Source organism: Anabaena sp. UHCC 0253 (assembly GCF_009712085.1).
GTDB lineage: Bacteria > Cyanobacteriota > Cyanobacteriia > Cyanobacteriales > Nostocaceae > Dolichospermum.
Genome location: NZ_VILD01000005.1, coordinates 215755 through 227228, shown reverse-complemented (window position 1 = coordinate 227228; position 11474 = coordinate 215755). Strand labels below are relative to the sequence as shown.

Sequence of the window (11474 nt, the reverse complement as noted above, 5' to 3'; positions counted from 1 at the left end):
GGAGCATCTACCTGTACTTGTCTATCAAAACGACCGGGACGCAATAAAGCTGCATCGAGGACATCAGGACGGTTAGTAGCCGCAATAATAATAATCCCGGTATTGCCTTCAAAACCATCCATTTCTGTTAATAGTTGGTTGAGGGTTTGTTCTCGTTCATCATTACCACCACCGATACCTGCACCCCGTTGACGACCTACTGCGTCAATTTCATCAATAAAGATGATACAGGGAGCGTTATCTTTAGCTTTCTTGAACAAATCACGGACACGGGACGCACCCACACCCACGAACATTTCTACAAATTCTGAACCGGAAATACTAAAGAAGGGAACACCTGCTTCACCAGCGATCGCTTTTGCTAGTAAAGTTTTACCAGTTCCTGGAGGTCCAACTAACAGCACACCCTTGGGAATCCGCGCCCCAACAGCAGTAAATTTTTCAGGTTGTTTCAGGAAAGTGACAACTTCTTGTAATTCTTCCTTGGCTTCTTCAATTCCCGCCACATCGTCAAACTTTACCCCAGTTTTCGCTTCCATTTGGAAACGAGCGCGGGATTTGCCGAAGTTCATCGCTTGTCCAGGACCGCCGGGAAGATTATTAGAACGACGGAACAAAAAGAACAATCCTGTAATCAATGAAACTGGGAAGATTAAATTACCCAAAAGTCCCCAGATTGCCCCATCATTTCGCATGGGATGGGCATCAAAACTAACTTGCTTCTGTTTGAGCTTTTGAATTAATTCAGGAGCATTTATCGGCAAATCTACCCGCCAGCGTTGAGTGCGGTTTTCAATGTCTTGGTCATTAGCTTCGATAATTGCGGTTCTACCACCATCGTAAAGATCCACATTGGTAACGCGGTCTGCGTCCAAGTATTCTAGAAAGCGACCATAGGTCATACGGGTGTTAGCGGCATTTTTACTCATGTCCGCAGGAGCGCCTGCGAAAGCGCCTTGCCAAAAGAAAAAGCCAATTACTAAAGCCAGCACTGACCAGAGTGCTACGACTCTCCAAGAGAATTTCATCTTTAATTTGCCTCTAGATACTAATATGACTGCTTTTGTAACGGATGTTTATAAATCCATTTTGTAATTTGAGCCATAAAACGTCGGTTTGCTTATGGCAGATCCATGAAGTTTGTCTAGAATCTTAATTAAATTTAACCTAATTCTCATACTAATACCAATTAAAAATTAAAAATTAAATGTTAAATATTCCCAAAGTCATACACAGTAAGGATTTGGGACTAATTTATATTTTGCTATCTCTAATACTAATTTTATGCTGGACTGCACAGGATCACCAAATTCATTTATTTTTCTTTATCTGCGTTTATCTGTGTTTATAAATAGCATTAAAGGTTAACTATGCTTTAAGCTTTATTAAAATGCAAAAATATGGAAATTGAACCACGTTCGCGTAGCGTGCCGAAGGCATAGAAACGAATAAGCGAAGGTAAGAGTTTTAGAGAGATTTTTCGTGATGGGTGATAGTGCGATCGCTGATATTGTAACTAAGTAGGTAGGTGGGAAAACTTATAACTATGTCATTGCGAGTGGAACGAAGCAATCCCAAGAGTTTTGGGTAATTTACAGTTCATTACATAGTTGGGTTGATTAGCATCTACCTACTTAATCATCGTTTAAAATATAGTAGACTTCTTTTGGAAATTGCTATGAAAGCAGAGTTAACAGCCATCATTGAGAGAGCAACGGAAGGAGGATACTGGGCAATTTGTCCAGAAATTTCTGGTGCTAATGGTCAAGGTGAAACTATTGAGGAAGCGAAAGAAAACTTGAAACTTGCTATTCAATTGATTATTGAAGATCGTATGGCAGATATCCGCAGGGGACTCACAGAAGATGCGATAGAAGAAACAATTTTAATTCCATGAAACGTAAAGAATTAGAAAAAAGGTTAATACAAGCAGGTTGTTACCTAAAACGAGAAGGTTGTTCTCATTCTTTATGGATTAATCCTCAAACAGGTGTCATTGAGGCTGTACCAAGACATACAGAAATTAAGGAATTTTTAGCCCAGAAAATTCTTAAAAACTTAAATGCTGAATAGTGCTTCTTTACCAAAAAATTCTTATTAATCTATGCTATCTTTAATATAAATCTAAAAGGTTAAAAATGAAAGCAATTACAAGCAACCAAGCCAAACACCAATTAGATGAACTCATTAATAGAGTTATTCTTGATGTAGAACCAACTATTGTTTGTAATGATCAAGGACAACAAGCAGTTTTAATGTCTTTAGATGAATTCAATTCTTGGCAAGAAACATTATATTTATTATCAAATCCAGCTAATGCTGAACATTTGATGGAATCTATTAAACAAGCCAAATCAGGCAAAAAATCAGTGAAAGAATTAATTGATCCATGAACATTACTTTTACTGAAGCCTCTTGGTCAGATTATCTTTGGCTACAAGAAAATGATAAAAAACTCTTAAAAAGAGTGAATTTACTCATTAAAGACATTATTAGAAATCCCTTTGAAGGTATTAGTAAACCAGAACCTTTAAAAGCAAATTTATCAGGATATTGGTCAAGACGAATTGATTCTGAACATCGGTTAGTTTATGAAATTTCTGAAGCAGAATTAACGATTATTTCCTGTAGATTTCACTATCAAAAATAAATGATTAATCCTAATTTATTGAACGCAGATAAACGCAGATAAACGCAGATAGAAAATCACTGTTCCCTATTCTTCATCTTTGTGCATCAATGGACGTAAACCATTTAAACCTGCTGCTATAGCTGACCCATTATGTACTACTGTCGCTGCTAATGGGTGCATTCCGACGGTTGCGGCTAGTCCTAATGCGGCTAAGTTGGGAATTACTGCTAAACTAATATTTTGTTTAATGACGGTTTTGGTTTCACGAGCGTTATACCCCACTCCTTGATCTCCTCCCCCTGGAAGGGAGAGGAATTTTTACCCCTACTGACTCCTTATTTCTAATATCAAGGAACAATCAATACAGGACAGGGTGAAAGATTAATCACCCGATTTGTAACACTATCAGTTAGACCTTCATCAGTTAGCCCTAACCCGCGACAGCCCATAATAATTAAATCTGCCCCCACCTCATCAGCAACATCACAGATAGTAAAAGCAGGGTTGCCTTGTTTCTCTATGACTTCCGCTTTGATGCCTTGTTGCTGAAATAAGGCTTGGGCATTTTCCAGTAGTTTCGCAACGGCTTCTGGAGACATCATTGCATCTTCAGCAGGTGCGTCTGGGGCTGGTTCTTCGACAACTGACAGCAATACTAGACGGCTACTAAACTGCTGCACAACCTTAGTAACTAGGTCAGCAGCTTCTCGTGCTTCACGACTTTGATCAATTGGAAATAAAACTGTTTTAAACATATCTCACCTGGACACACCTCACTCCGGTAAAATCTTGATGGACATACTTTCAAAACAATAACAAAAAGACAATCAGGAGAATTTGGCTGTGTCGAAAAAAAGTTTAGCAAGTTTATCTGCGGCTGATATATCTGGAAAACGCGCTTTGGTACGGGTTGATTTTAACGTGCCTGTGGATGATCAAGGCAACATTACCGATGATACCCGGATTCGGGCGGCGCTACCAACAATTAAGGATTTAACCCAAAAGGGAGCTAAGGTCATTTTAGCAAGTCATTTTGGCCGTCCCAAGGGAGTAGATGATAAATTACGTTTAACACCTGTTGCTAAACGCCTTTCTGAGTTGTTGGGACAAGAAGTTGTCAAGACTGATGACTGTATAGGTGATGATGTAGCTGCCAAAGTTGGCGCTTTGCAAAATGGCCAAGTGCTGTTGTTGGAAAATGTCCGCTTCTACAAGGAAGAAGAAAAGAACGAACCTGAATTTGCGAAGAAATTGGCTGCAAATGCTGATTTTTATGTAAATGATGCGTTTGGTACTGCACACCGCGCCCATGCTTCTACTGAGGGTGTAACTAAGTTTCTCAGTCCTTCTGTGGCTGGTTACTTGGTTGAGAAGGAATTGCAATACTTACAAAGTGCAATTGAAGAACCTAAGCGTCCTTTGGCGGCTATTATCGGCGGTTCTAAGGTTTCTAGCAAAATCGGCGTAATTGAAACCCTGTTAGAAAAGTGCGATAAGTTGATCATTGGCGGAGGGATGATTTTTACCTTCTATAAAGCCCGTGGTTTGAGTGTTGGTAAGTCTTTGGTAGAAGAAGATAAGCTGGAATTAGCTAAGGCTTTGGAAGCTAAGGCTAAAGAACGTGGTGTGGCTTTGTTGCTACCTACAGATATTGTCTCCGCAGATAAGTTTGCGCCTGATGCTAATGCTACTACTGTCAGCATTGAAAATATCCCTGCCGATGGTATGGGTTTAGATATTGGTCCCGATTCTATCAAGGTTTTCCAAGCGGCTTTGGCTGATTGTAAGACTGTGATTTGGAATGGTCCAATGGGTGTGTTTGAGTTTGATAAATTTGCTGCGGGTACAGAAGCGATCGCACATACTTTAGCAGAAATCGGCAAAACCGGCACAACAACCATTATCGGTGGTGGTGACTCTGTAGCCGCTGTAGAAAAGGTAGGTTTGGCTGATCAAATGAGCCATATTTCTACCGGTGGTGGTGCTAGTTTGGAGTTGCTAGAAGGTAAGGTTTTACCTGGTATTGCAGCTTTGGATGAAGCATAATTGAAAGTATGAAGGATAAAGTTTTTGGCTTTGTCCTTCATTCTCTGCAATTAACCAAATTAAGGAAAACAATATGCAAGTACAAACTCGCAAACATATTTACACCCCTGAAGAATATTTAGAATTAGAAGAAAAAGCACTTTATAAAAGCGAATATCGCGATGGAGAAATTATTCCTATGACTGGTGGCACGACAAATCATAATCAAATCGCGCTTAATTTTGCATCATCTTTATTATATGTTATTAGAGGAAAAAAATATCGTTATCGTTCTATTCCCCAATTTAAAGAATATGTTTTAGTGGAACAAAATCAATATCAAGTGATGCACTATAGCAAAACTAATGAGGGAGAATGGATTTTTCGAGAATATAAATCTGAAAATTATCTTGTTAAGTTGCAACATCTTGATTTTGAAATTAGTTTAGTTGACATTTATCAAGATGTGAATTTTGACGATAAAGAATAATGCTCTTCATTTAAAACAATAAACTAACTCATAGAGAGTTGGCTGTTAGACAGGTAGATGGACATTGGGTTTTCAAAGCCTCTACCCTTGCATGGGAGAGGTTTGGAGAGGGTTTGATTTATACACTAAAAACTTTTCAGACATCCTCTAAGAAACAAAAAAATAAATTTTAATATGGATAATTGAATGAATAAGAATTTTTTAATTGAGCAGATAAGAAAGAGAGAAGTGTTTGAAAAAGCTTATGTGTACGCTATATCATACAGAATTACGCACGATTCATACTGTAATTTTATTGAAATAGATTACTACAGACAAAATAAAGAAAAGTTATTTAAAGAAATTGAATTAGCTTTTGAAAATCCAAATTGCTATGATGCAGAAACAGCATTCTCATTCTATCTGCCAAAGTCAGATATGTTCTTTAGGAGGATGATACATACTCCCTTCAGGGATTTAGTAATTAAATTTATTTTTGTATCTGTTTTAGCTGAATTATTAGATTTTACATTTGTTCAAAATTGCTTTTCATATCGTCTTGAGAAAAATAGTGAAAGGCAGAAGAACTTAAAGGGACGCTTGTACCAGCATTACTATGATGGGTTTAAAGAATTTATAAATTGGCAATTAGCTCAAGTGAAAAATAGCACTTGTCTGTTTAAAACTGATATATCATCTTTTTATGATTCTATCTCTCACGAATACTTGCTCTCAGCAATTTCAAAACAAATCAATATAGCAAGAGATACGCATTTCATGCTTCTTTTTAGTAAAACCTTAAAGTTTAAACTTTGCTACTACTCAATTGTAGATGGTAAATTAAGCGAAACACAGAATAGTCAAGGAATACCGATAGGAAATGAAGCAGAAGGATTTATAGCCAATATATTTCTTAATGAAGCTGATGAAGCATTATTCAATTTAGGCATCAAATTCGGAAGGTATGTAGATGATTTTCGGATTTTTACTAATAATAAAACTGATGCAATAAAAGCATCAATCATATTACAAGAATTTCTCCTAAAAATAGGAGTAAATTTAAACGCTTCAAAAACCAAGATTATAGAAGCTCAAGAAAAAATAATTGAATTTATTGAAGAATCAAAGAGAAAAGGAGTTTCTCTAATGCCATTTGATGAGGAGGAATATGATGAAGCCAAGCAAAAAAAGAAGCTAGATAAAACAGCTATAATTGAAGAAATTGATTCAGGAAACTTAAGTCTACAAGAAGAACAATTATATTCTTCTGGGTATCAAACAGTATTTAAAACATTAGAAGATATTAATAATGAGGAAAAAGCAAAAATATTTTGTGAGTTTTTGAATGAAATTAAATTAGGTGCAAAACTAGAAGCTCAAGTATTTAGTAATTATATACACTTGCTACATGAATTGTCTAAGATTTATCCAAAACATTGGAAATTATACTCTTGGTTATTTGTAAAGTTTTCATTTCTAAATTATAGTAATGATGTTCAAATAATTAGTCTTAAGTCTCTTTTTACTGTATTTGATGATGAGTTTGTCAATATATTTATCAAGACTAGAATTATTCATCATCTGGTTAATCCACGCAAAGGAGCATTAACCTATATAGAAAGAATATCTACAAGACCAAAACTAAAAGAGAGAATGATTGAACATATAACTAAATTAATGAAAATTAGTTGTATAGCATTACAATTAAATTGTATATATGCTTACTATTTACTTTTTAAAGATCATAGGCAGGTACAAGATTTTGTATCAAAAAACTTAAAACGTCCCATACCTGAACCAATCAGAGAAGCTGTTTATCAGATTGGAACTTTATGTTTTAAAGGTTCTCCTCCTTTAGTATCTTTTGAAGAAATTTTGGAAGAAAATGAAAAAGAAAATGAATCAGAATGGTATATTTTTCAGTAATTTAAGAACCTTTAAATTCACATTAAAAATCAATTTCTGGATCAGGAAATTCATAAATAATAAGAAGGCTTCTTGCTCTTGTTGCACCAATATATTTGTTTGTAATATCCCAATTACTAGGAATTAAGGTTTTAGTCTTTTCAAAAAATGCGATTATGACATCATTTTCCAGTCCCTTGAACATTCCTATATTTGACCACTGAATAGTATTTTGGTCTTGAGTAGAGAATGAATACTGCTTGAAATCAAACTGGTTAATATGTGAATAACCTGCAAGCACAGACTTAGCAGGTGGATAAATATCAGTTAAGACAACAATTTGATTAGGAAGAACATTCTCATTATTCACTAAAGTTAAAATATCTTCTTCCAGCATTCTAACCGCGTCATTTTTGTCTTTATACATTAGTTTTCTAACATCTCTACCATTAATGAATGAACTTTTTATTTGATGACTACATTTTACAAATGGTTTTGCATATTCAAATATTTGTTCAGTGTTTCGACAGTTCTCATCTAAAACACTAGGAGATATAGGGAGTGCGTAGTTATTTGCATTTTTGGAAATATTTTGATTACTATCTTGAAATATGTAAAATATACCATCGTCAGGTATCAAATTATTTAATTCATGAATTTCTTGATATTCAAAGTCTTGTCCTTCATCAACAATTATTGCTGCAAATTCTAATTTAATTTCAGAATTTTGTTCTTTAATTTGTTCATAATTACAAACTACACAGTACCCTGTTTGGATTTCATCTTGTAAAGAGGCTTGTAGATAAAGTGAAAGGTGATTAGATTTACAAATTACAAGAGTTCTTTCCTTATGTTGACACAACCTTCTAGCTTTTTCTATAGCTAATTGAGTTTTTCCTGAACCAGCACATCCTAAAATAATTGACTTATTTTGTAAACAAAGATTATTCAGTATATTGAATTGTTTTTCTGTTAGTTGACGTATTTCTTCTTTAATTTCACCAATATCATTACCAATATACTTTTTGAACTTGGTGCTGGGAGATATGAGATTAATAATTAATTGTTTTCTATTTTCTCCTAATGGTATCACTTTACCTTGTGAATAATAATCAAATATAGAAGATATCCAACTGCTAATATTTTTTAGTTGAGGACGTAATAGTAGTATTTCTTTTGGTGCTTCAGAAGGAAGTCCATCTTCCTCTTCATCAAGATCAGGAAAAGCAACGCATTGTCCAATACAAAAATCCTTCTTTTCAAATTCTTGATATTTTTTGAGGAAATCTAAAAATTTATATTTAATTTCCTTGGCTTGTTGAAATGGAGAGATTTTCAATTTTTTGTTATTTGTATACCAAACTTTGTTAACTGGATCATACTCAATAATTCCACCTTTTGCCTCTATTATTAGTATTCCCTTATCAGGATGAAGAATGATAAAGTCAGCTTCTCTATCTTGAACAATATATTTGATGTGTTGCCACCAAGTTCCATGAAAAACTATATAATCATCACTGAGGTCTTTTTCAAAAATTTCAAATAGCTTCTTTTCCGCATAACTATTTGTTGTTGAGGATAACTTTGCAGGAATCATTCTTGCCATAACTATTTACTTCTCCGTTAGGATAATTGACGAATTCTCAATATAAGAATTCTTCCTGTATCTTATCAGGTATCATACAATATGTATAGTTAAGACTAAGTGTAAATAGATTTGCTGCGGGGACGCTAGCATCTCGTATCCCTTACTGGACCGAAGGAATTTGGAGTTGTTGGAAGGTAAGGTTTTACCTGGTATTGCAGCTTTAGATGAAGCATAATTAATAGGAATGAAGGATGAAGTTTTTGGCTTTGTCTTTAATTCAATCCAACTTTATATTTACATTATATTTACAGTCCAATCTTCCATTTTTAAATCAGGAACTTTGATAAAATCTTGGTAATTTTGAGTGACTAAAATTGCATCATTAACTAATGCTATGGCAGCTATTCTTAAATCTTGTGTACCTATATTGATTTTTTGCTGACGCAGTTTTTTAAAACATTCGCAGCATTCTTGATTAAATTCCAATAAATTCACACTACAGAAATAACGTTGAGTCACTTGCAAATTTTGGTAAGCAATTGGTAACAATTCTGGTTTAGTAGCAGATTTACTAATAACTGCTAATCTACCTTTTAATTGTTCTTCCAGGGTAACAGTTGTAATAAATATATTGTTAATTCCCACAACTTTGGCGCGTTGAGCAATATTAGAATTTCCGTGTTGAGAAAGAGTCACAATATTAGTATCAAGAATATATCTGCTCACGCTGTTTGGTTCTCCTCTAAAGAAGCTTCATAAACAGCTATTTCTGCATCTAATTCACGGCGATTTTTAGCCATTTCTTCAACAAACTCATCAAAAAGTGGATCGTCTTTGAAAATACCATTAAATTGAACAAAAGGATTAGACGTTTCAATATATTCTGGCAAAATGTCTATGTTTTGAACACTCTCAGTTTGTTCTATTTTGTGATCTTTATCAAGATTAATCTGATTAATTTTTTCGTCAACAAGTCTATTGATCAATGATTCTAAATCCTGTAAAGTCATTCCGGCAATAGATTGGTTTAGCATACTTAATCAAACTCCAGTAGTAATATTAATTTCTTTTAAGCTAGAATTTAACTAAACTGAGCTTCATTGTAGCATACATTGGATGATGCGTAATTAATAGGGTGAAGGATGAAGTTTAATTCCCCCAATCCCTCATTCCTAATTTAAGAAAACTTTCTTAAAAATCCTAACAATTGCTTATTTCCTGATGTGAGTAGAGTCTTGCGGTAAGTATCTGCGGCTTTTTTAATCGCTTCTGCTTGGGTTGGGTAAGGATGAATAACACTACTAAGTTTATTAAGACCAATTTTATTGACAATAGCAGTCGTAATTTCGGAAATCATCTCACCAGCATGATTAGCAACTATGGTTGCACCGAGGATTTGATCTGATCCTTTTTTGTGATGAATTTTCAAAAAACCAGATTCTTCATGATCAGCGATCGCTCGATCTATACTTCTAAAAGGAATCTTAATAGTTTCTATTTCTATACCTAATTTTTTCGCCTCATTTTCATACATTCCTACATGGGCAATTTCTGGACTGGTATATGTTACCCAAGGCATCACTAAACTACTTAGTTGAGATCGTCCCCAACCAAAAGGCGAAAGTAGGGCATTTTTAATCACAATTCGCGCCGCAGCATCTGCCGCATGGGTAAATTTCCAATCCATGCAGATATCACCAGCGGCGTAAATTTTGGGATTTGTAGTTTGCAAATAATCATTCACTTTCACCCCCAAAGTTTGATCATATTCTACTCCCACTGTTTCTAAATTCAAATTTTCCACATTTGGCGTACGTCCTGCACCTACTAGAATTTCATCTACTGTAACCGAATCGCGATCGCTATTCACAGAAAAATATAGCCGTTTTCCTTCTGTAACTGTGACTACTTCTTCTAACTGACAATTCAGCACCAAACGAATCCCTTCATCAATCAAAACTTTTTGCAGAATTGTTGCTGCTTCTGTATCTTCCTTATTTAAAATATGTGAACCACGATGAAATAATGTTACCTCACAACCTAACCGTTGAAATGTCTGTGCCAACTCACAGCCAATTGGACCGCCGCCAATAACTGCTAACTTTTTCGGTTTTTGAATTAAAGAAAAAACCGTTTCATTAGTTAAATAACCTACCTCTTCAATGCCTCGAATTTTTGGTTTAGCAGCCCTAGCACCAGTAGCAATTACAGCTTTTTTAAAATTCAAGGTTTGTTCGGCAACTTCTACAGTATTATTGCTGGTAAATTTACCATCCCCTAAAAAAACATCAACTCCTAAATTTTTAAATCTTTCGACTGAATCCTGATGACTAATACTAGCTCTAATGCGCCGCATTCTACCCATCACTGTGGCGAAATCAACATCAAATTGCTGGGAAATATTAATACCTAAATCCTTCGCTTTCCTGATTTCTTCAACTACACGGGACGAACGAATTAAACATTTAGAAGGGATACAACCAACATTTAAACAATCTCCTCCCATGAGATGTTTTTCAATTAATGCTATTTTCAAACCTAAATCCAAACCCGCAGCCCCCGCAGCTACAACTAAACCCGCAGTTCCTCCACCAATTATTACCAAATCATAACAATCGGCAGGTTGGGGATTAATCCAGTTATCTGGATGAACATTCTTGAGTAATTTTTGATTATACTCATCCATGGGACGAATTGTAACTCTTGTAAATTCTGAAGTTGGCATTAGTATTCCCTCTGAATTGTCAAGGATAAAGTATATTTTGATTCTGTTATCTTTACTTATAAATACATGATTATCAAAAAGTTGTCGGTTTTATATTTAACAAATTCCCTAAAATTATAGATTCCTGTTC

General features: G+C 34.9%; 12 protein-coding genes and 2 pseudogenes. 7 read left to right on the top strand and 7 right to left on the bottom strand.

Annotation, left to right across the window (positions count from 1 at the left end):
* Window positions 1–1028 (bottom strand): annotated as a pseudogene (gene ftsH2, locus FJR38_RS15260) (ATP-dependent zinc metalloprotease FtsH2); the annotation flags it as partial.
* A gap of 650 nt (window positions 1029–1678) precedes the next feature.
* On the opposite strand from ftsH2, the gene FJR38_RS15255 reads away from it, so the two are divergent.
* From FJR38_RS15255 to FJR38_RS15240, 4 genes are all read left to right on the top strand, one after another.
* Window positions 1679–1897 (top strand): type II toxin-antitoxin system HicB family antitoxin, encoded by a 219-nt coding sequence (locus FJR38_RS15255; protein WP_168537958.1) that lies wholly within the window; start codon window positions 1679–1681, stop codon window positions 1895–1897.
* Window positions 1894–2073, top strand: coding sequence for a type II toxin-antitoxin system HicA family toxin (locus FJR38_RS15250; protein ID WP_168537956.1), 180 nt, complete (start codon window positions 1894–1896; stop codon window positions 2071–2073). Before FJR38_RS15255 ends, FJR38_RS15250 begins: the two co-directional genes overlap by 4 nt.
* 65 nt (window positions 2074–2138) lie before the next feature.
* The gene (locus FJR38_RS15245; protein ID WP_168496445.1) at window positions 2139–2393 is read left to right on the top strand and encodes a type II toxin-antitoxin system Phd/YefM family antitoxin; all 255 of its coding nucleotides are present in this window, start codon (window positions 2139–2141) and stop codon (window positions 2391–2393) included.
* Complete coding sequence (locus tag FJR38_RS15240) at window positions 2390–2650, top strand: Txe/YoeB family addiction module toxin (protein ID WP_168537954.1); 261 nt, start codon at window positions 2390–2392, stop codon at window positions 2648–2650. The genes FJR38_RS15245 and FJR38_RS15240 overlap by 4 nt, the downstream gene beginning before the upstream one ends.
* Window positions 2651–2716: 66 nt before the next feature.
* Here FJR38_RS15240 and FJR38_RS15235 read toward each other — a convergent pair.
* Both FJR38_RS15235 and FJR38_RS15230 read right to left on the bottom strand, forming a co-directional pair.
* A pseudogene (locus FJR38_RS15235) lies at window positions 2717–2902 on the bottom strand (hypothetical protein); the annotation flags it as partial.
* 77 nt (window positions 2903–2979) lie between these two features.
* Window positions 2980–3387, bottom strand: a complete 408-nt coding sequence (locus FJR38_RS15230) for a universal stress protein (RefSeq protein ID WP_168496441.1) — start codon at window positions 3385–3387, stop codon at window positions 2980–2982.
* Between the two features lie 88 nt (window positions 3388–3475).
* On the opposite strand from FJR38_RS15230, the gene FJR38_RS15225 reads away from it, so the two are divergent.
* The 3 genes from FJR38_RS15225 (at window position 3476) to FJR38_RS15215 (ending at window position 7052) form a co-directional block, all read left to right on the top strand.
* A complete protein-coding gene (locus FJR38_RS15225) occupies window positions 3476–4678 on the top strand; it encodes a phosphoglycerate kinase (protein WP_168496439.1) in 1203 nt (400 codons plus the stop codon).
* A gap of 73 nt (window positions 4679–4751) precedes the next feature.
* Window positions 4752–5147, top strand: a complete 396-nt coding sequence (locus FJR38_RS15220) for a Uma2 family endonuclease (RefSeq protein ID WP_168537952.1) — start codon at window positions 4752–4754, stop codon at window positions 5145–5147.
* A 186-nt stretch (window positions 5148–5333) separates the two neighbouring features.
* Entirely contained in the window at window positions 5334–7052 is a 1719-nt protein-coding gene (locus tag FJR38_RS15215) for an RNA-directed DNA polymerase (RefSeq protein WP_168537950.1), read from the top strand.
* A 22-nt stretch (window positions 7053–7074) separates the two neighbouring features.
* Here FJR38_RS15215 and FJR38_RS15210 read toward each other — a convergent pair whose 3' ends face one another.
* From FJR38_RS15210 to FJR38_RS15195, 4 genes are all read right to left on the bottom strand, one after another.
* The gene (locus FJR38_RS15210) at window positions 7075–8637 is read right to left on the bottom strand and encodes a nuclease-related domain-containing DEAD/DEAH box helicase (protein WP_168537948.1); all 1563 of its coding nucleotides are present in this window, start codon (window positions 8635–8637) and stop codon (window positions 7075–7077) included.
* A gap of 276 nt (window positions 8638–8913) precedes the next feature.
* Entirely contained in the window at window positions 8914–9345 is a 432-nt protein-coding gene (locus FJR38_RS15205; RefSeq protein ID WP_168498938.1) for a type II toxin-antitoxin system VapC family toxin, read from the bottom strand.
* Complete coding sequence (locus FJR38_RS15200; RefSeq protein WP_168537946.1) at window positions 9342–9653, bottom strand: hypothetical protein; 312 nt, start codon at window positions 9651–9653, stop codon at window positions 9342–9344. The genes FJR38_RS15205 and FJR38_RS15200 overlap by 4 nt, the downstream gene beginning before the upstream one ends.
* A 143-nt stretch (window positions 9654–9796) precedes the next feature.
* The gene (locus tag FJR38_RS15195) at window positions 9797–11344 is read right to left on the bottom strand and encodes a mercuric reductase (protein ID WP_168537944.1); all 1548 of its coding nucleotides are present in this window, start codon (window positions 11342–11344) and stop codon (window positions 9797–9799) included.
* Window positions 11345–11474: the final 130 nt, after the last annotated feature.

Coding starts and splice junctions, on each gene's coding strand:
- FJR38_RS15195 (WP_168537944.1), bottom strand. CDS start 11,344: ATGCCAACTTCAGAATTTACAAGAGTTACAATTCGTCCCATGGATGAG.
- FJR38_RS15240 (WP_168537954.1), top strand. CDS start 2,390: ATGAACATTACTTTTACTGAAGCCTCTTGGTCAGATTATCTTTGGCTA.
- FJR38_RS15210 (WP_168537948.1), bottom strand. CDS start 8,637: ATGGCAAGAATGATTCCTGCAAAGTTATCCTCAACAACAAATAGTTAT.
- FJR38_RS15245 (WP_168496445.1), top strand. CDS start 2,139: ATGAAAGCAATTACAAGCAACCAAGCCAAACACCAATTAGATGAACTC.
- FJR38_RS15250 (WP_168537956.1), top strand. CDS start 1,894: ATGAAACGTAAAGAATTAGAAAAAAGGTTAATACAAGCAGGTTGTTAC.
- FJR38_RS15255 (WP_168537958.1), top strand. CDS start 1,679: ATGAAAGCAGAGTTAACAGCCATCATTGAGAGAGCAACGGAAGGAGGA.
- FJR38_RS15215 (WP_168537950.1), top strand. CDS start 5,334: ATGAATAAGAATTTTTTAATTGAGCAGATAAGAAAGAGAGAAGTGTTT.
- FJR38_RS15230 (WP_168496441.1), bottom strand. CDS start 3,387: ATGTTTAAAACAGTTTTATTTCCAATTGATCAAAGTCGTGAAGCACGA.
- FJR38_RS15220 (WP_168537952.1), top strand. CDS start 4,752: ATGCAAGTACAAACTCGCAAACATATTTACACCCCTGAAGAATATTTA.
- FJR38_RS15200 (WP_168537946.1), bottom strand. CDS start 9,653: ATGCTAAACCAATCTATTGCCGGAATGACTTTACAGGATTTAGAATCA.